The sequence below is a fragment of the Erythrobacter sp. R86502 genome (assembly GCF_042466465.1).
Classification (GTDB): Bacteria; Pseudomonadota; Alphaproteobacteria; order Sphingomonadales; family Sphingomonadaceae; genus Erythrobacter.
The window spans coordinates 1,226,046-1,245,028 of the sequence record NZ_JAXHCJ010000001.1 but is presented as its reverse complement, the minus strand read 5'-3'; the positions used below and the strand labels follow the sequence as shown (position 1 = coordinate 1,245,028).

Sequence of the window (18,983 nt, the reverse complement as noted above, 5' to 3'; positions counted from 1 at the left end):
TCCCAAGCCCTGCACTTTTTCTTCCGAACCTGCGCCAAAAGAAGGGCAACCCTTCGACAGGCTCAGGGCGAACGGATATGGTAATGCAATGACCGACAAACCGACCCTCTCCGACTGGAATGCCCTCGCCGCCAAGGAAGTGAAGGGCCGCGACCTTACCTGGCAGACGCCCGAAGGGATCGCGGTCAAGCCGCTCTACACCGCAGAAGACCACGCCGGTTTCGACCCCGGTCTGCCCGGTTTTGCGCCCTTCACACGCGGGGTGAAGGCCTCGATGTACGCGGGCCGTCCCTGGACGATCCGGCAATATGCGGGCTTTTCCACCGCCGAGGAATCGAACGCCTTCTACCGCCGCAACCTCGCGATGGGGCAGAAGGGCCTGAGCGTCGCCTTCGACCTCGCCACCCACCGCGGATACGACAGCGATCACCCGCGCGTGGTCGGCGATGTCGGCAAGGCGGGGGTGGCGATCGATACGGTCGCGGACATGCAGATCCTGTTCGACCAGATCCCGCTCGATGCCATGAGCGTCAGCATGACGATGAACGGTGCGGTGATCCCGGTGCTGGCCTTCTTCATCGTCGCCGCCGAACGTCAGGGCGTGTCGCAGGACAAGCTGGAAGGCACGATCCAGAACGACATCCTCAAGGAGTTCATGGTCCGCAACACCTATATCTACCCGCCCGAACCTTCGATGCGGATCATTGCGGACATCATCGCCTATACCTCGGCCAACATGCCGAAATTTAACTCTATTTCTATCAGCGGCTATCATATGCACGAAGCCGGAGCGACGGCGGTGCAGGAACTCGCGTTCACGATTGCCGATGGCAAGGAATACGCGAAGCGCGCGATGGAAACCGGGCTCGATATCGATGCCTTTGCGGGCCGCCTCAGCTTCTTCTTCGGCATCGGCATGAACTTTTTCATGGAGATCGCCAAACTGCGCGCCGCGCGCACCCTGTGGTACAAGGTGATGGACGATCTCGGGGCTAAGGACGAACGCTCCAAGATGCTGCGCACCCACTGCCAGACCAGCGGCGTCAGCTTGCAGGAGCAGGACCCCTACAACAACGTGATCCGCACCACGGTGGAAGCGATGGCTGCGGTGCTGGGCGGGACGCAGTCGCTGCACACCAATGCGCTGGACGAGGCGATTGCGCTCCCGACCGATTTCTCCGCCCGCATTGCCCGCAACACCCAGCTGGTGCTGCAGGAGGAAAGCGGCATCTGCAACGTTGTCGATCCTTTGGGCGGCTCGCATTATATCGAGGCGCTGACCGCCACGCTGGTGGCCGAGGCCGAGGCGATGATGGCCGAGGTCGATGCGGCGGGCGGCATGACCGCCTATGTCGCCACCGGCGCGCCCAAGGCCGCGATCGAGCGCGCGGCGGCGGAAAAGCAGACCAGGGTCGACAAAGGCGAAACGGTGATCGTCGGCGTCAACAAGTATCGGAAGGACGCCGAAGACGCGCTGGAGACGCTGGAAGTCGACAACCAGATGGTCCGCACCGGCCAGATCGCGCGGCTTGCCAAGGTGCGCGATAGCCGCGACGAGGCGGCGTGCCGCGCGGCGCTGGCGGCGCTGACGGCGGGCTGCGCGGACGGCGCAAACGTGTTGGCGCTGGCAGTGGAAGCTGCGCGTCACGACGCAACTCTCGGCGAGATTTCCGCGGCGATGGAGGAAGTCTTCGGCCGCCACGATGCGACGCCTGCGCCAGTCTCGGGCGTCTACAAGAGCGCCTATGAATTCGACCGCCGCTGGGCGCAGGTGACCGACGGGGTCGAAGCCGTGGGCCGCCGTCTGGGCCGCGCGCCCCGAATCATGGTCGCCAAGATGGGCCAGGACGGCCACGACCGCGGCGCAAACGTGATCGCGAGCGCGTTCGGCGACATGGGGTTCGATGTGGTCAGCGGCCCGCTGTTCCAGACGCCCGAGGAATCGGTCGCGATGGCATTGGAGCATGATGTCGACGTGGTTGGTGCGTCGTCGCTGGCGGCAGGCCACAAGACCCTGATCCCCGAACTGATCCGCCTCCTGCGTGAAGCCGGTCGCGGCGATATCAAGGTCACCGCTGGCGGCGTGATCCCGCCACAGGATTACGACTACCTGCGCGAGGCAGGGGTGCAGGGGATCTACGGCCCCGGCTCGAACGTGGTGGAGTGCGCGGCGGATATCCTCGTGCTGCTGGGGCATAACATGCCGCCATTAGGTGAAGGGCTGGACGAGGCGGCGGAGTAGCCGCTACTCCCCCTTTATCGCGAGCCGGAGGCGAAGCAATCCAGAGCGGCTTGCGAAACGCTCTGGATTGCCGCGTCGCCTGCGGCTCCTCGCAATGACGAAAGGGATGGTAGCGTGGCTTTCAGCGATCGACCGTTGCTTAGCGGGCGTCAGAAACTCGGATGCGCGGTTGTTGCAGCAATTGGCATCTTCTGCTCCTTCATTGCTTTAATTATCGCGGCTCTTGGCTCTTGCCCAGAGTGCGATCCTAACCCTGTCGTTCAATTCATCCTCATGCCCGGTCTGCCGATTCTCTTTTTTGGCATCGGCATATTGATGATCCGGCATTTTATTCGAGACAAGAAATGACCCAACCCCGCACCGACTGGACCCGCCTCGAAATCGCAGGCCTTTTCGACCTCCCCTTCACCGAGCTGCTGTTCCAGGCCGCCAGCGTCCACCGCGCATTCCACCCGCCGACGCAGGTGCAGCTCTGCACCCTGCTCAGCATCAAGACCGGCGGGTGCCCCGAGGATTGCGGCTATTGCTCGCAGTCGGTGAAGGCTGACTCCGGCGTGGAAGCCACAAAACTGATGGACGTGCAGGCCGTGCTCCAGCGCGCGGCGCAGGCCAAGGATGCGGGCAGCCAGCGGTTCTGCATGGGCGCGGCGTGGCGCAATCCCAAGGACCGCGACATGCCCGCGATTGTCGAGATCGTGAAGGGCGTACGCGACATGGGGCTGGAAACCTGCATGACGCTGGGGATGCTCGAACCGCATCAGGCAGCACAGCTGGCCGAAGCGGGGCTCGATTACTACAACCACAACATCGACAGCAGCCCCGAGTATTACGAGCGCGTCATCTCCACCCGCGATTTCCAGTGCCGCTTGGATACGCTGGGTCACGTGCGCAAGGCCGGGATCAATGTCTGCTCCGGCGGGATCGTCGGCATGGGCGAGACGCGCGAGGATCGGGTGGGCTTCGTCCACACGCTTGCCACCCTGCCGCAGCATCCTGAAAGCGTGCCGGTTAACGCGCTGGTGCCGGTCAAGGGCACGGTGCTGGGCAATATGCTTGCCGACACGCCGCTCGCCAAGATCGACGATATCGAGTTCGTCCGCACAGTCGCGGTCGCGCGGATCACCATGCCGCGCTCGATGGTACGGCTCTCGGCGGGGCGCGAGTCGATGTCCGAAGCGACGCAGGCGCTGTGCTTCCTCGCGGGCGCGAACTCGATCTTCACCGGCGACAAGCTGCTGACCGCACCCAATGCGGGCGACGACAGCGACGGCGCGCTGTTTGCCAAGCTAGGACTGACCGCATTGAAGGGCGAGGAACCGGCGCGAGCGTGCAAGGCTGCGGTGGCGGCAGAATAGAAAACCGTTCGCACTGATCTTGTCGAAGCACTGTCTTTTCTTGTGGCGCAAACTTCGTGAAAGAATGAAGGCGGCCCTTCGACAAGGTCGGGGCGAACGGAGTTTGTGGTCATGACTCTTGGCTTCACCGTCGACACCCTGCTCCCCAAGGCGCGCGGGGGCGGGCAGCTTCGCATGGGACTGGTGAAGCTGGAGGAGCGCAATTGGCTGCAGCCTGCGCCTGACCTTGCTGCGCGGGCAGAAGGTTTTGCCGACTGGGCCGAGGGCGTGCAGCTTACGCAGGAAGCGCACACGCCGGGCCGGGAACTTGCCGCGATGCTGGGCGTCAAAGGCGCGCTCCCCGAGGCGGCGCTCGCGGTCCACGAAGACCTGTGCCTGCTTACCCAGCGCAAAGGCGAAGATGTCTACCGCCTGATCGGAGCGGCGGTCGCATGGCCATCCGACTGGCGTCCGGCAGATAAGATCGGGCTGCCGCTGCGTGCGCTTCATGCACCGATACAGGGCTATGCCGAACACCTCGCCACCGGGGTCGACCGTTTCATGGCAACATTGCGCCCCGGCCCGATCTATGCCCGCTGCAACTGGTTCATCGCCGCGACGGACGAGCGGCGCTGGCTCCCCGACCGCCCGCCGCAGGAAGCCTTCGCCCATGTTACTACCGAAAACGCGGGCGAAACCCTGTTCGTGCGCTCCGAACGCCAGACCCTGCGCCGCCTGCCGCAGACCGGCGCGATCCTGTTCACTATCGGCATTTATGTCGAACCTCTCGGCAGCCTTTCCTCCGCCAATATCGCCATGCTGGGCAAGGCGGTGCAAAGCCTCGTCAGCGGCGAGGGTGACCGCAGGGGCACGCCTGCCTATGCTGACAGTCTGATCGCTTACGCCCGAAGGAACGCCGCATGATCGCCTCCCTAGTCCTCCCCATTCTGCTGCAATCGGCTGAGCCGCCATTGCCCGGCTGGAATTGCGATGATCCGATGGTGCAGCAGGAAATGAACTGGTGTGCCGGGCAAGACTACGCGGTGGCCGATACCGAGCTGAATGCGCAATGGATGATCACAGCATCCATCATGAAGGAACGCGACACCGGGATGGAGGCCAATTTCGGCCCAATAAACCCCGCCTCGCCGCAGGAGGTGGCGACGGCGCGGCTGGCCTATACGGGCCATTTCCAAACTCTGCTTGAGGCCCAGCGCGCATGGCTTACCTATCGTGATGCGCAATGTCGGCTGGAGGGGTACAGTTTCCTGGGTGGTTCAGCGCAGCCGATGATTGTGGCTGGATGTCTAGCAAAGATAACCCGCCAGCGGACGCAGGAACTGCGGGATCTCGTCGAAGTCCTTGGCTGACGGCCAAATCCCATAGCTTGCAGCAATGCCAATCCCTCGGCATAGCCGGGTGATAACATAACGCGATTGCACGAGAGGTCTTAGCCTTGTTTGCGAAAATCCTGATTGCCAACCGCGGCGAAATTGCCTGCCGGGTCATTACCACTGCCCAGCGCATGGGGATCAAGACCGTTGCGGTCTATTCCGACGCCGATGCCCGCGCGCCGTTTGTCGCCATGGCTGACGAGGCTGTGCATATCGGCCCGTCACCCGCGGCAGAATCCTATCTGATCGCCGACAAGATCATCGCCGCAGCCAAGCAAACCGGGGCCGATGCCGTGCACCCCGGTTATGGTTTCCTGTCTGAACGCACGTCCTTTGCCGAGGCTTTGGCGAAGGAGAACATCGCTTTCATCGGCCCGCCGGTGGGCGCGATTGCGGCGATGGGGGACAAGATCGAATCCAAGAAACTCGCGATGCAGGCGGGGGTCAACGTCGTCCCCGGCTTCGTTGGCGAGATCGACGATACCGAGCATGCAGTGCGGATCGCGGAAGAGATCGGCTATCCGGTGATGATGAAAGCCTCAGCCGGCGGCGGGGGCAAGGGGATGCGGCTCGCCTACAGTGAAGCCGACGTGCGCGAAGGGTTCGAGGCGACCAAACGCGAAGGCCTCAATAGCTTCGGCGATGATCGCGTGTTTATCGAGAAGTTCATCCTTAATCCGCGTCACATCGAGATACAGATCCTCGGCGATCAGCACGGCAATATCCTCTATCTGAACGAGCGTGAATGCTCGATCCAGCGGCGTCACCAAAAGGTGGTCGAGGAAGCGCCGTCGCCCTTCGTGACGCCCAAGATGCGCAAGGCCATGGGTGAGCAATGTGTCGCTCTGGCGCGCGCGGTGGGGTACTACAGCGCGGGCACGGTTGAACTTATCGTCAGCGGCGCGGACCCGAGCGGGGAAAGCTTCTACTTTCTCGAAATGAACACCCGGCTTCAGGTCGAACACCCTGTTACCGAGGCGATCACCGGCATCGATCTGGTCGAACAGATGATCCGCGTCGCTTACGGCGAAAAGCTTGCCATGACGCAGGATGATATCGGGATCGATGGCTGGGCGATCGAAAACCGCGTCTATGCTGAAGACCCCTATCGCGGCTTCCTGCCTTCGACCGGGCGATTGGTCGAATATTCTCCCCCGCTCCCCGGGTGGACCGAGGATAAATCCGTCGCAGGCAAGGCGCGGCGCGGGGTCGCGCGCGGCACCGGCGGTGTTCGCGTGGATGATGGGGTCTACCACGGCGGCGAAGTGTCTCGCTTCTACGACCCGATGATCGCCAAGCTGATAACATGGGCACCCACCCGCGATGAAGCGGCGGATTTGCAGATCGAGGCACTCGACAATTTCCGCATCAAGGGATTGAGCCACAATATCGACTTTCTCAGTGCTATCATGCAGCACCCGCGGTTCCGTTCGGGCGAACTGACGACTGGCTTCATTGCCGAAGAATATCCCGAAGGCTTCCAAGGGGCGCCGACGACGCTGGAATTTCGCCAGGTTCTGGCGGCTGTCTGCGCTGGCAATGAATTTACGCTGCAAAGCCGAGCACGCCGCATTTCGGGCCAGCTTGACGACCCCTTGCCTGTTACCAGCGCTTGGCTTGTGAAGCTGGGTGACACGGCGCATGAGGTCGAACTCGGCGATGGTCACGCGATGGTCGATGGTGTGCGGGTGGAAGGCACTTGCGACTGGCAGCCCGGTCATTCGCAGGCCACTGCGACCGGCAAGGTGGATGGCGGCGAGGAACTAAGATACGGCCTGATTGTCGAGCGGATCGGCAATCAGTGGCGCGTGACCACCCGCGGTGCGCAGCACACCGCGCTGGCGATACCGCTCAGGCTTGCCCGGCACCAATCGCTGATGCTGGAGAAGACGCCACCCGATCTTTCGAAGTTCCTGATTTGCCCGATGCCGGGGATGCTGGTGAAACTGCACGTCGCTGAAGGCGAGACAGTGCAGCCCGGCCAGCCTCTGGCCACGGTTGAGGCGATGAAGATGGAAAACATCCTCCGCGCCGAGAAAGAGGGGGTGATCGCCAAGATCAACGCTGCGGAAGGCGAAAGTCTGGCTGTGGATGCCGTGATCCTCGAACTGGAATAGATCGGCCCGTTGATCGCAGGATTTGGCTGCCGGGACTGTGTCATAAATGACCGATTCCCGGCACACTGGCGTTGATCCGAAGCGAGCATACGTAATCATCCGTCAGTATTGCGCCAGGATAATTACGCATGAGCGGAACATATCTACGCGAAATCGTAATTTCTTGTCACACATTATTGTAGATTTGCGCCAGTCTTCCGTTTTTCGACATAATGTTGTTTTTCGCTCTGTGCGTCGGCCCACTTCGTGAGAAACTGCCCCAGTCGAATCGCGGTATGTCCCGCATTCGCAGATTGAATCTGAGTGGGAGGATTTGATCGTGGCACACACAGGAACTGGATTTTTCGACCGGAAGGGTAATTTCTTTAAGACGGCTCGCGATGCGACGGTAAGCGATCTTGCAGCGTTGCTGGGAAAGATTGGTGATGGCGAAAGCCTTGCACCGGGCATCGCCATCATGCTGCTGGAACGCCGTCTTGAAATAGAGCAGCTGTTTGCAGAGCATGATCAGATGCTGGCGGCCGAGGCGGCGGTGAAAGCTGCGCGGGTGATTGAGCTGGCGGACAATGTGTCGCCGCTACAAAGCCGGCCGGCTTGTTGAGAAGCACAGCCGACGTCGGACCCTATTAGGTTCGAGTGAAGCGCGAAATACCGACGTACCACGCACGCCGCAATGGTCAACCAGCGGGATCAGCCCGCCAATTCGTCATCCAGAAATGCTGCAACATCTTTCAGATCGACATCTCGCGCGACGTGGGCCTCTCCCACTGAACGTAGCAGCAGAAAAGGCAAAGTAGCTGCCTCTGCCTTTTTGTCGTGGCGCATATGATCGACCAGCCTGCTGCCGCTACATTTCAGGCCGAGTTCCTCAAGCCGCGATGGCAGGCCCGCTGCCGCAACCGCGCGTTGGACCCGTATCACATCGGCATGGTCAAACCCACCGCGCCGCGCTGAATATCGGGCCGCCAGCACCATTCCCATAGCGACCGCCTCGCCGTGCAGCAGATCGTGCGAAAAGCCGGTCTCGGCCTCAAGCGCATGTCCAAAAGTGTGGCCGAGGTTCAGCAGCGCACGCAGATCCTGCGTTTCTTTTTCGTCAGCCGCCACGATGTGCGCCTTCATCGCGATGCTGGTGCAAATGGCGTATTCAAGCGCGGCTGCATCGCGCGCCAGCACCTTGCTGCCATTGGTTTCCAGCCAGGCAAAGAATGCGGCGTCCCCCAGCAGTCCGTACTTCAGCACCTCGGCGTATCCTGCGCGCATTTCCCGATCGGGAAGAGTGGCGAGTGTTGTCGTATCGACAAGCACGAGCGAGGGCTGATGAAACGCGCCAATCAGGTTCTTGCCTGCGCGCGTATTGATGGCGGTTTTGCCACCGACAGAGGAATCGACCTGCGCCAGCAACGTTGTGGGCAATTGCACAAAACCCACACCGCGTTTCAGGATGGCGCAGGCAAACCCCACAAGATCGCCCACGACACCACCGCCAAGCGCAAAGACATGATCCTGACGTGTGACACCCAGTTCAAGCAGCCAGTCAGTCAGGCGTTCCAGGTTCTCCCAGCTTTTCGATCCTTCGCCCGGCTTCACGTCGAACCATGCGATCTCGTATTCATCCGACGCGAGCGAATGGGCCAATCGCTCGCCGTGATACTTGCGGGCGTTGGTATCGGCGACGACGGGGACCTTGCGGCTACCCCCACCAGTCAGCGCATAGGTTTCAATGAAGTCGCGCGCCTGCACGATTGCATCGTCGATCAACCCTGCACCAACCTGCACATCATAGGAACGCCCGCCCAATTCCACGCGGATAGGGGACACAGTGTTCAGAGCCATTGGTCTATCGCCTCGATGATTGCGCGGGCGGTATCGGCGTGTGGACCGTTTTCGCTGACAACGCGGATGGGAGCCTGCGCATAGAAAGGCGCACGCTCATGCGCCAGTCGGGTAAGAATTTCGTGCGGATCGCCAGTTTTCAACAAGGGGCGATTGCCGCGGCGCGCGGTGCGTTCGACCAGCGTATCGATGTCGCAATCGATCCAGACAGCAATCCCTTTGGCAAGAATAAGATCGCGAGTGGAGGAATCGGCGAAAGCGCCCCCGCCGGTGGCGATTACGCCGTTGGTTTCAGACAGAAGGCGTGAAATGACGCGCCGTTCGCCGTCGCGAAAATAGGGTTCGCCAAAGGTTTCGAAGATTTCCGGGATCGATCGCTGCGCTGCTTCGGCGATGGCATCGTCCGCGTCGACAAATTCGCGGCCCAGCAACCCTGCGAGTTTGCGCCCGACCGTCGACTTTCCCACGCCCATAAGTCCCACGAGGACCAACGGTCGGGTGATGCGCGCGCTGATGGCGGTGAAGGTGGCGGGATCGTTGAAGGGTTGCGCGGCGGTCATTGCAGCAGGGCCTATAGATGGGCTAGGGCACGCGCAATATGCGAAACTTGCGCTCTCCGCGTCTCTCTGTGTCCGGCCTCGAAGGGGCGCCAGCACCTTTGCGCGCAAGCAAGCGTCGCCTTGTCATTCTGGCAAGCCTTGCCACCGCCGGAGTATTGGGACTTGCCTGGTTTGATGGCGGCGAAGAACCACTCCATCCGATCGCCGAGGTCGTGGCGTTGCCGGAGCAGGGATAATGAAACAGTTGCGGGTGATGGTAAGCATTCTGGCGCTCGGCTGCGCCGCAGCGCTGGGCGGTGCGGGATTGGCTGGACTTGCGTCGGCGCAAGGCAAACCCGAATCGCTGCTTCCTCCCGGTTTCGATGATCCTGCGCCTGCGCCAAGCCCGGCATCAACGCCCCCCGTTCGTCAGGGTACAGCGCCGTCCCCGCAGCAAGGCAATGTTCCGCCGCCCGCAGTTCAAGCCGGCATCCTTCCGCCTGCAAATTCAGGCAACGCTGCGAGATCCTTGCCACCGCTGCCGGCCATCACCCGCAGCGAATTGGCGCGTTTGCCCAGCCTGGACGAGCTTGAAAACATGTCGACCGAGGAGCTTGATCAGCTGCTTGGCCTCAAGCCCAAAACCGACATTCCTCCGGGCGCCCGGCGGGCATTGACCCGTATCGGGGTGCTGGCCGTGGATGAAGGCGGCCTGCCTCCGATGGCGCTTGCCAATCAATCGGATGATCTGGTTCGCGCCGTATTGGCAGGAACGCGCGGCCCGCTTGTTTCACGCTGGGGACATATTGTGCTGCGGCGCGCTTTGGTAAGCCGCATGGCAGCGCCACTGGGAATGGAGCCGGCAGAGTTTGCCGCGCTGCGGTTGGGTGTGCTGAATGCGATGGGCGAATACGCCCTGACGCGGGCGGTCGCCCAAGATATCGACAGCGCCGACTGGTCACCCAGCCTGACGCAGCACGCTCTTGATGCGTACCTTGCCAGCGGAGATATCACGGGGGCCTGTCCTGCGGTGCGATTGCAAGGGTCAGGCCGTGACGATGGCCAATGGAAGATGTGGCAAGCCATCTGCAATGCTTACGCGGGTGAGACCGCTCTTGCCGCATCGCAGCTTGACCGGGCCTTGTTCCGGGGTGCCGCGCCGCGGATTGACGTGTTGCTGGCGCGCCGTTTCGCTGGGGCTGCCGGACGCAGCCAGCGCGGCGTTCAGATTGAATGGCAGGGTGTTGATGATCTCAACCCGTGGCGGTTCGGACTTGCGAGCGCGGTGGGCGAACCCTTGCCCGAAGGACTGTTGGACAATGCCATGCAGGCAGAGGGCGGTGCCTACTATGCGCGTGCTGGCGCACTGCTGCCAATGCTGCCCGCAAGCCAGCGCGCAGCATTTGCCGGTCAGGCAGCACGTGAAGGCATAATGTCCGCCGATGCGATGGTGGATCTCTATTCCGAAATCCATACTGATGCAGCCGCTTCGGGCGATCCGCAGAGCCATGCAGCGACCTTGCGGGAAGCCTATCTTGCCAGCAGCCCCGCCGCACGAATTGCGGCGATGGAGCGGTTGTGGGCGGGCGACACTGTCCTGGGCGGTTTGGATGGCTACGGCGCGAAGGTGCTAACGGCTTATGCGGCAGCACGTATCCCCGCCGATGCGGCGCACACCGGCAAGGCAGATATGCTCATTGCGTCGATGTTGGCCGCGGGCCTTGATGCCAATGCTGTACGCTGGGCTGACGTGGTCGAAGAAGGATCGCTTGGCTGGGCGCTGATCGCGCTTGCCGATCCACGTGGAAGCACGGTCGGTGTGAGCGCGGTAGACGGTTTTGCAGACAATGATTCCAGCACAGGTGCGCGCAAGACTGCGTTTCTGGCAGCGGGCCTTGCCGGTCTGGGACGTCTGAATGAAGATGATGCCCGCTCTGTGGCAGACGATCTTGGCTTTGATCTTGCGCGTCAGACACGTTGGACCAATGCCATTTCGCGTGCAGCATCGGTAGGCAATCCGGCGCTTGTAGTATTGCTGGCTGGTCTGGGGATGCAAGGCGAAAGCTGGCAGCAGATGACGCCACGGCATCTGTATCACATCACTGCGGCGCTCAATCGGGTAGGCATGCAGGCCGAAGCGCGAATGATTGCGGCCGAGGCTTTGGCGCGCGGATAATGTCCGCCGCGACCGAGGCTTTTCTTGCCATGCTGGCCGCCGAACGCGGTGCAGCGAACAATACGCTTTCCGCCTATCGGCGTGATCTTGCGCAGGCAGAAGACGCCATCGGCGCACTTGCCGAAGCGTCATATGATGCGGTTGCCAGCCTTGCAGGAGAATGGGCCGATCTTGCCCCGGCATCTGCTGCGCGGAAGGCTTCGGCGCTTCGGCAGTTTTTCGGTTTTGCGGCCGATGAAGGATGGCGAAGCGATGATCCTTCGGCTGCGCTTCCGCGTCCCCGTGCGCGTCGGCCGCTCCCCAAATTGCTCGGCCATGATGAAATTGCCGCGCTGTTCGCCCGTGCCGAACATGAGGCTGCGGGTGATGATCCCGCAGCGGTACGCCTGCTTGCGTTGATCGAACTTCTTTACGGGTCGGGTCTGCGCGCGACTGAGCTGATTGAACTTCCGCTGCACGCCGTACCACGCGATTCGCCGTTTCTCACAGTGACGGGCAAGGGCGGAACCACGCGGATGGTGCCTGTGGGGCGAAGAGCGCTGGATGCAGTTGGTCGCTGGCTGGCGATACGTCCGAATGAACCTGCGTCACGGTTTCTGTTTGCATCGCGCAAAGGCCAGCCGCTCAGCCGAGTAAGGTTGTATCAACTGGTGAAAGCCTTGGCCGCTCGAGCAGGGCTCGATCCTGCGGCAATCAGCCCCCACGTGCTGCGCCATGCCTTTGCAACGCACCTGCTGGAAGGCGGAGCGGACCTGCGCGTCTTGCAAACTTTGCTCGGCCATGCAGACATCTCGACGACGCAAATTTACACTCATGTCGACAGCGCGCGATTGGTTGCCCTCGTCAATTCCCGTCATCCGCTTGCAACACGCTCAACATCCGACTAGCCCGGCGGAATGATTTCCTACCTCGATTTCGAGAAGCCGGTCGCCGCGCTGGAAGAGCGCATCGCACAGTTGCGCAGTGTGAACGCATTGCATGATGTCGATGTAGCCGGCGAAATTGGCCGACTTGAAGCCAAAAGCACCGAACTGCTTGCCAGCACCTATGCCTCGCTTACGCCGTGGCAGAAAACGCAGGTGGCCCGCCATCCGCAGCGCCCGCATTTCCGTGATTATGTCGCGCATGCTTTCAGCGAATTTATGCCGCTTGGCGGGGATCGCCTCTATGGTGACGATCTGGCCATCATGGGCGGATTTGCCCGGCTGAACGGACGCCGGGTTATGCTGATTGGCCATGAAAAGGGCCACGACACCACGACGCGGATTGCCCACAATTTCGGCATGGGAAAGCCTGAAGGGTATCGCAAGGCCATTCGCCTTATGGAAATGGCGGGGCGGTTTGGTCTTCCGGTTGTAACCCTGGTTGATACATCTGGCGCGTTTCCCGGAATTGAAGCCGAAGAACGGGGACAAGCTGAAGCCATCGCTCGGTCGACCGAGGCGTGCCTCGCGCTGGGCGTGCCAATCATCGCAGCAATTGTTGGCGAAGGCGGATCGGGCGGTGCTGTGGCTTTGGCGAGCGCGAACCGCGTGCTGATGATGGAGCATGCCGTCTATTCGGTCATTTCGCCCGAAGGGTGTGCATCGATCCTGTGGCGTACCAGCGAAAAAGCCGCAGATGCTGCGCAGGCCATGAAGGTTACAGCCCAGCATCTGAAGCGCGACAAAGTCATCGACCGCATCGTAAAGGAGCCTGTCGGCGGCGCACACCGTGATCCCATGGCCGCTGCCCGAATGCTTGGCGCAGCGTTGATCGAAGAGATCGATATCTTCAGCGGTCAAAGCGCAGAACAGATTATTGCTGCGCGAGAGGAACGTTTTCTTGCCATAGGCGGTTAATGCCTCCCGCAACGGGTCGGATGGTTTGCGAAGCTTACGCGATCCGTCCCACATCCCAAAACCTGCGGGAGAACATGATCATGGCACGAATTTCACGCAAACTTCTTATATTGGGCGCGGCACCTTTGGCTATTGCCGGGTGCACGGCTGTTGGCGGGGGACCGATCCCATCGGCATCAACGCCGATTACGCCAACCGAGGCGCAGCAAGGCGCACAATATCACCCTCAGCTTTTGTCCGAATTCGGCGGAGCGATGACGGGAAGCCACGCGCAGTATGTCGAACAGGTCGGCAAGAATATCGCGGTGCAGTCGGGCCTCGGCAATGCGCGTGAAAGTTTCACGGTCAGTCTGTTGAATTCTCCGGTTCACAATGCCTTCGCCGTACCGGGCGGCTACATCTACACCACGCGCCAGCTTGTGACGTTGATGAACAACGAAGCAGAGCTTGCCGGCGTTTTGGGGCATGAAGTCGGCCACGTGGCAGCGCGCCATTCGCAGCGTCGTCAGCAGGAAGCGCAGAAAAATTCGCTGCTGGGCGGCGGACTTGCGATCCTTTCAGGGCTGTTGCTGGGCGATTCGGGTATCGGCAACACTTTGTCGCGCACGCTGTTGCAGGGCTCGCAGCTTCTCACGCTCAAGTTCTCGCGCCAGCAGGAACTGGAAGCTGATGACCTCGGTATCGAATATCTTTCAAAAGCGGGCTATGATCGCCGTGCCATGGGCACCGTTTTGTCGAGCTTGGCAGCCCAAAACGCGCTCGATGCTCGGCTTGCGGGCCGCAATGCCAGCGTTCCTGAATGGTCATCGACTCACCCTGATCCGGCCAGCCGCGTGCAAAGCGCACTGGCGAAGGCCAATGCGGCCGGAACAGGCGGTGTAACGAATCGTGACACCTTCCTCAGCCGGATCGATGGCCTCAGGTACGGTGATGACCCGGCGCAGGGCATGATTGAAGGTAGCACCTTCATTCATCCCGAACTGCGCCTTGCTTTCACCGCGCCGCAGGGCTTCTACATGGTGAATGGAACGCGTGCTGTCAGCATTCAGGGGCAGGGCGGTCAGGCGCAAATGACGCTTGCCGCTTATAACGGCAATCTGGAAACCTACGTGCGTCAGCAATTCACAGCGCTTGGTGGCCAGAACAATCAATTGGCACCAGCGCAGTTGGAGCGCACGACGGTAAACGGGCTGCCCGCGGTTTACGGCACGGCGCGCGTCAATAATGGTCAAAGTCAGGTCGATGTTGTCGTATTTGCGTACGAATTTGCGCGCGATCGTGCATATCACTTTACCGCCATTACGCCTGCAGGCCGCGCCGGAACCTTCAATGGGATGTTCCAGTCGATGCGGCGGATCACGCAGACCGAAGCCTCGTCAGTAGTTCCCAAGAAATTGCAGATCGTGACCGTGGCGCGCGGCGACACCGTGGCAACTCTGGCACGGCGCATGGCCTATCCGGCTGCTCAGGAAGAACGTTTCCGTGTTCTCAACGGTCTTTCGAGCCGCGATACGGTCACCGCTGGGCAAAAGGTCAAGCTGGTGGTTCGCGGTCAATAAAAGACGATGGGCGGGTCTGATATGTGTTCAGACCCGCCTTCCTTGCAGACAAAGAAAAACGGCGGGGATTGCTCCCCGCCGTTGTTCTGTTGGCCCGAAGGCGAACGATTAGTTGGCTTCAAGACCCTTGGTCATTTCCGAGTCAACTTCGTTGAAGGTCTCTTTGAGGGTCGAGCCCAGCGAGGTCATGGCAGTGATCGCAGCGACGGCGATGAGAGCAGCAATCAGGCCGTATTCGATAGCGGTGGCGCCCTGCTCGTCGCGGATCAGCTTGTTGAGAAAGTTCATGGTCGGTCTCCTGTTGGTCTTCGATAATCCTGCCCGTCGGAAGCTTGGCTTGGTTCGGACAATTGTTGAATTAGGACGTATTTCTTTAAAAAATCCTAATTGCGGTTAATTCGACATTGCGGCGGTACTACGGGTATCTATGTCGTTCCACATACCGGTCGAAGTTTCGGAAACGCCCCACAGCGCGGTTACCATCGCAATCGCGATCAGTCCGACGACAAGTCCGTATTCCACGGCTGTTGCGCCCTTGGAATCATGTCTTAAAAGCTTGAAGAAATTGGTCCTCATGACTCGTACACCTGTTCTGTCGCCATCCTGACAACTTGAAAATCGTCGAGGAATATTAAGAAAGTGTTGATCGCGACGGTTTTGGTGGAAAGAAATCCGACATGATCGTGCGCTGGACGCCCGTGGTGGCCGGCGCTTTGTATCGTGGTGATGGAAGGTGGCTGATGCACTGTCGCCCAGAAGGAAAGCATCATGCTGGACTGTGGGAATTCCCTGGAGGGAAGGTAGAAGCTGTTGAAATGCCTGTGCAATCCTTGCTGAGAGAACTGGCGGAAGAGCTGGCCATTGTTGTTCGCGCGGATGATTGTATCCCTGCAGGATTCGCTGAGAGTGGCATCGGCGGAGCATCTGACGCACTTGTCATCCTGCTTTACACTGTCAGCGCTTGGCAGGGCGATCCGCAATCCACCGAAGGCGGCTCAATAGGCTGGTTCACTCCGGCCGAAGCGATGGCGTTGCCGAAACCGCCTCTCGACATTGTTTTGGCTCGGCGACTTTTCCACAATCTTTGATTTACTGCAAAAGACCCTTGCCAAGTCACGGCGGCGCCCGTATTTGGCCCCCCTCAGCGCGCACCCGTAGCTCAGCTGGATAGAGCACCAGACTACGAATCTGGGGGTCGGACGTTCGAATCGTTCCGGGTGCGCCAACAACGCCCGCTTCTCGAAAGAGGGGCGGGCGTTGTTGGTTTCTGGGGAACCACGGTCGGTCTAGTCCGCCGTGCCTTCTTCCAGAGCATGCATATCCGCGTCCGACAGGCCGAAATGATGGCCCGCCTCATGAATGACGACATGGCGGATCAGCGCATCGAAGCTGACGCCGGTGTCTTGCATTTCTGCAAGCAGAGGTTGACGGAACAGCGTGATTACCGGCGGCAGGCTTTCAATATCCCATTGCGACCGCTCGGTCAGCGCGACACCTTCATACAGGCCGGTCAGGTTCCAACGGTTCGCGATCCCGACAGCGCGCAGTTGTTCGGCGGTGGCAAATTCCTCCACGCGAACAATCACGCTGCCGAGCAAGTCGCGGAATGTTTCCGGCAGCCTGTCAACCACACCAAAGGCGGCCGCTTCAAAGTCGGCGATACTGGGATGGTGCAAGGTGGATATCCTTTGACGTTCCCGAAAGGGGATGATTTGGCGCAGCAAAAGCCTACATATCGCAAGATGGGGAGGGCACCGTTACCGCGCAATCGGCGTATCGCGATGGAACGCCTTGAGGTCTTGCGGGTTGAGATGACTCGGGTTCGGCAGGCTAGGAGGCTCTGACCGGGCCCATGCGCAAAGAAAGACGATAGATCATGAACTATATTTCGGCCCACGATCACGATCATGACGACGGGTTCGATCCGGAAAATCCGCTCGGCAAGCCCGATGTGCCGGACAATGTTCAAGACGCGATCCGCACCCTGATTGCATGGGCCGGTGATGATCCGGCGCGTGAAGGCTTGCTGGATACCCCCAAGCGGGTTGGGCGTGCGTGGCTTGAATATTGCGAAGGATACAAAGAAGACCCTGCAATCCATCTTTCTCGCATCTTCGAGGAAGTTGGCGGCTATGACGAAATCGTCTTGTTGAAAGACATTCCGTTTCAGTCGCATTGCGAACACCACATGGCGCCCATAATTGGCAAGGCGGCGATCGCGTACCTTCCGAACAAAAAGGTCGTCGGCATCTCCAAACTTGCGCGTGTGTTGCATGGTTATGCCCGCCGCTTGCAAATCCAGGAACGACTGACCGCAGAAGTTGCCAGCTGTATTTGGGATCACCTTGAGCCTCAGGGCGTCGCTGTAGTCATCGAAGCCCAGCACGGGTGCATGACAGGGCGCGGCGTGAAGACCCCCGGAGTGAGCATGATCACCAGCCGCGTGCTTGGCTGCTTTCTCGACGATCATCGCAGCCGCAAGGAAGTGATGAGCCTCATGGGTTATTGAGCCCGCCGATGTTTCGGAGCTTATCGAACGAGTAGTGCAAATCGAATTGTGTGCAATGGAGAGCAGCGCGGCCAAAGCCTGCGGCGATAGCCGATCGTGCAGCAGGCTAGTTTGATGTTTGCGGTTTGTCTGAAAGGAGCATAGCGTTTCTTGAGGTCGCCAGCGGGTGTGCCTGAGGAGATCGCCAATGCCGCGCAAATCCGTTAACCGCATGACAATCGCCGCCGTACTGACTTTCGCGCTGATTGCCTGTTCAGGTGATGGCGCGGGTACGTCTTCGGCTGGAGGCACCGTGCCGCCGATCATTTCGGAACGTCACGACAATTTTGAGGCAATCGGCGCGGCTTTCAAAACCGTACGCGTCGAGCTTGAAAAGGACGCGCCCAAATATGCCGTCATCGCCGCAAAGGCGACGGATATAAATACGCGGGCAATGAAGATTGAAAACCATTTTCCCGCTGGCACCAGCGTGGAAGATGGGTTCAAGACCGAAGCCCTTCCAGCAATCTGGGAGACACCCGAAGAATTCAAAGCGGCGGCGCAAAAGCTTGTCGCTGAAAGCGCCAAATTGGCGGCGATTGCCGGTGGGGGAGACAAAGCCGCAATAGAGGCCCAGGCAAAAGTGATGGGCGGCACCTGCAAAAGCTGCCACGACAAGTTTCGACTTGATAATGACAAGTAGGCCGTAATGATCCGTCCGCTGGAGCCAGCGTCAGAAGGGCATCGCGATGTCCGGGTATGGGACCCGCTGTTGCGCATCGCGCACTGGAGTTTCCCGCTCATTATATTGATGATGTGGTGGACGGCGGAAAATTCGAAATGGGCGCTTCACCGGCAAACAGGTCTGGTTCTTCTGGGCCTGCTAACATTCCGTTTCGTATGGGGATTTGTTGGTCCGAAGACCGCGAGATTTTCTGATTTTATCAAAGGCCCAGGCACGGTTCTCAGCTATCTCAAGGCAGGGCGTGGCGGGGAATGGACTCGGATCGGCCATAGCCCGCTTGGCGGGTGGAGCACCCTTGTGCTGCTTTCAGTGATGCTCGCACAGGTCAGCATGGGACTGTTTGCAGGCGATCCCTATGACGGGATGACAGGCCCGCTCAACGCTTTGGTTGGCGTTCAGACCGCAGATTCGATCACGCAACTGCATGAAACATTTTTTTGGGTAATCGCCGGGCTTATCGCGCTGCATCTGGCTGCGATTACGTATTATGCTGTCAAAGGTAACGATCTTCTCGGCCCCATGGTGAGCGGTCATCGTCCGCCCCTGTCAGGCGTTGCGGGGATCGGTCCGACACCATGGGTGCGGGCGGCGCTTGCGATCATGGTAGCTGCTGGCTTTGCGGTGTGGATAGCCTATGGCGCATCGCCGCTGACCTGATGTAAAAAAGGGGCGCTTCCCTATACCGAAAAGCGCCCCTTTCTATCCTTTGGCT

Annotated in this window: 21 protein-coding genes and 1 tRNA gene; 17 read left to right on the top strand and 5 right to left on the bottom strand. The window is 60.2% G+C overall.

The annotated features are described in order from the left end of the window. Positions 1-88 precede the first annotated feature (88 nt). The 7 genes from scpA (at position 89) to SJY33_RS05900 (ending at position 7,688) form a co-directional block, all read left to right on the top strand. Positions 89-2,242: a methylmalonyl-CoA mutase gene (gene scpA / locus SJY33_RS05930; protein WP_379921683.1), complete on the top strand. Its 2,154-nt coding sequence runs from the start codon at positions 89-91 to the stop codon at positions 2,240-2,242. Positions 2,243-2,356: 114 nt separating this feature from the next. Further along, positions 2,357-2,590: a hypothetical protein gene (locus SJY33_RS05925; protein ID WP_379921682.1), complete on the top strand. Its 234-nt coding sequence runs from the start codon at positions 2,357-2,359 to the stop codon at positions 2,588-2,590. Beyond that, a complete protein-coding gene (bioB, locus tag SJY33_RS05920; protein ID WP_379921681.1) occupies positions 2,587-3,597 on the top strand; it encodes a biotin synthase BioB in 1,011 nt (336 codons plus the stop codon). The genes SJY33_RS05925 and bioB overlap by 4 nt, the downstream gene beginning before the upstream one ends. 111 nt (positions 3,598-3,708) lie before the next feature. Continuing rightward, positions 3,709-4,500: a DUF3445 domain-containing protein gene (locus SJY33_RS05915; RefSeq protein ID WP_379921680.1), complete on the top strand. Its 792-nt coding sequence runs from the start codon at positions 3,709-3,711 to the stop codon at positions 4,498-4,500. Continuing rightward, positions 4,497-4,946, top strand: a complete 450-nt coding sequence (locus SJY33_RS05910; protein WP_379921679.1) for a lysozyme inhibitor LprI family protein — start codon at positions 4,497-4,499, stop codon at positions 4,944-4,946. Before SJY33_RS05915 ends, SJY33_RS05910 begins: the two co-directional genes overlap by 4 nt. A gap of 86 nt (positions 4,947-5,032) precedes the next feature. After that, positions 5,033-7,087: a biotin carboxylase N-terminal domain-containing protein gene (locus tag SJY33_RS05905; protein WP_379921678.1), complete on the top strand. Its 2,055-nt coding sequence runs from the start codon at positions 5,033-5,035 to the stop codon at positions 7,085-7,087. 319 nt (positions 7,088-7,406) lie between these two features. Next, positions 7,407-7,688, top strand: a complete 282-nt coding sequence (locus tag SJY33_RS05900; RefSeq protein ID WP_379921677.1) for a hypothetical protein — start codon at positions 7,407-7,409, stop codon at positions 7,686-7,688. Positions 7,689-7,777: 89 nt separating this feature from the next. Here the strand turns inward: SJY33_RS05900 and aroB are convergent, their stop codons facing one another. Continuing rightward, the gene (gene aroB, locus SJY33_RS05895; protein WP_379923528.1) at positions 7,778-8,908 is read right to left on the bottom strand and encodes a 3-dehydroquinate synthase; all 1,131 of its coding nucleotides are present in this window, start codon (positions 8,906-8,908) and stop codon (positions 7,778-7,780) included. A 5-nt stretch (positions 8,909-8,913) separates the two neighbouring features. After that, positions 8,914-9,483 carry a shikimate kinase gene (locus SJY33_RS05890; RefSeq protein WP_379921676.1) on the bottom strand — a complete coding sequence of 190 codons (570 nt, stop codon included), beginning with the start codon at positions 9,481-9,483 and terminating at the stop codon, positions 8,914-8,916. A gap of 98 nt (positions 9,484-9,581) precedes the next feature. Here SJY33_RS05890 and SJY33_RS05885 point away from each other — a divergent pair, with 98 nt between their 5' ends. The 5 genes from SJY33_RS05885 (at position 9,582) to SJY33_RS05865 (ending at position 15,038) form a co-directional block, all read left to right on the top strand. Further along, entirely contained in the window at positions 9,582-9,719 is a 138-nt protein-coding gene (locus SJY33_RS05885; RefSeq protein ID WP_379921675.1) for a hypothetical protein, read from the top strand. After that, positions 9,719-11,638, top strand: coding sequence for a hypothetical protein (locus SJY33_RS05880; RefSeq protein ID WP_379921674.1), 1,920 nt, complete (start codon positions 9,719-9,721; stop codon positions 11,636-11,638). Before SJY33_RS05885 ends, SJY33_RS05880 begins: the two co-directional genes overlap by 1 nt. Then, the gene (locus SJY33_RS05875) at positions 11,638-12,525 is read left to right on the top strand and encodes a tyrosine recombinase (RefSeq protein WP_379921673.1); all 888 of its coding nucleotides are present in this window, start codon (positions 11,638-11,640) and stop codon (positions 12,523-12,525) included. Before SJY33_RS05880 ends, SJY33_RS05875 begins: the two co-directional genes overlap by 1 nt. Before the next feature lie 9 nt (positions 12,526-12,534). Then, positions 12,535-13,479, top strand: a complete 945-nt coding sequence (locus SJY33_RS05870; RefSeq protein ID WP_379921672.1) for an acetyl-CoA carboxylase carboxyltransferase subunit alpha — start codon at positions 12,535-12,537, stop codon at positions 13,477-13,479. A gap of 74 nt (positions 13,480-13,553) precedes the next feature. Beyond that, on the top strand, positions 13,554-15,038 hold the full coding sequence (locus SJY33_RS05865; RefSeq protein WP_379921671.1) for a M48 family metalloprotease: 1,485 nt from the start codon (positions 13,554-13,556) through the stop codon (positions 15,036-15,038). 108 nt (positions 15,039-15,146) lie between these two features. On the opposite strand, the gene SJY33_RS05860 is transcribed toward SJY33_RS05865, so the two are convergent. Beyond that, entirely contained in the window at positions 15,147-15,326 is a 180-nt protein-coding gene (locus SJY33_RS05860; protein WP_379921670.1) for a Flp family type IVb pilin, read from the bottom strand. A 105-nt stretch (positions 15,327-15,431) separates the two neighbouring features. Next, positions 15,432-15,614 (bottom strand): Flp family type IVb pilin, encoded by a 183-nt coding sequence (locus SJY33_RS05855; RefSeq protein ID WP_379921669.1) that lies wholly within the window; start codon positions 15,612-15,614, stop codon positions 15,432-15,434. A gap of 101 nt (positions 15,615-15,715) precedes the next feature. Between SJY33_RS05855 and SJY33_RS05850 the strand changes: the two genes are divergently transcribed. Both SJY33_RS05850 and SJY33_RS05845 read left to right on the top strand, forming a co-directional pair. Continuing rightward, entirely contained in the window at positions 15,716-16,126 is a 411-nt protein-coding gene (locus SJY33_RS05850; protein WP_379921668.1) for a (deoxy)nucleoside triphosphate pyrophosphohydrolase, read from the top strand. Between the two features lie 60 nt (positions 16,127-16,186). Further along, positions 16,187-16,263: transfer RNA gene (locus SJY33_RS05845), tRNA-Arg, on the top strand. Positions 16,264-16,324: 61 nt separating this feature from the next. On the opposite strand, the gene SJY33_RS05840 is transcribed toward SJY33_RS05845, so the two are convergent. Next, complete coding sequence (locus SJY33_RS05840) at positions 16,325-16,714, bottom strand: metallopeptidase family protein (RefSeq protein ID WP_379921667.1); 390 nt, start codon at positions 16,712-16,714, stop codon at positions 16,325-16,327. A 200-nt stretch (positions 16,715-16,914) separates the two neighbouring features. Between SJY33_RS05840 and folE the strand changes: the two genes are divergently transcribed. The 3 genes from folE (at position 16,915) to SJY33_RS05825 (ending at position 18,928) form a co-directional block, all read left to right on the top strand. Next, a complete protein-coding gene (gene folE, locus SJY33_RS05835) occupies positions 16,915-17,547 on the top strand; it encodes a GTP cyclohydrolase I FolE (protein WP_379921666.1) in 633 nt (210 codons plus the stop codon). Between the two features lie 187 nt (positions 17,548-17,734). Beyond that, on the top strand, positions 17,735-18,229 hold the full coding sequence (locus SJY33_RS05830) for a c-type cytochrome (protein WP_379921664.1): 495 nt from the start codon (positions 17,735-17,737) through the stop codon (positions 18,227-18,229). Between the two features lie 6 nt (positions 18,230-18,235). Next, positions 18,236-18,928, top strand: coding sequence for a cytochrome b/b6 domain-containing protein (locus SJY33_RS05825; protein WP_379921663.1), 693 nt, complete (start codon positions 18,236-18,238; stop codon positions 18,926-18,928). Positions 18,929-18,983: the final 55 nt, after the last annotated feature.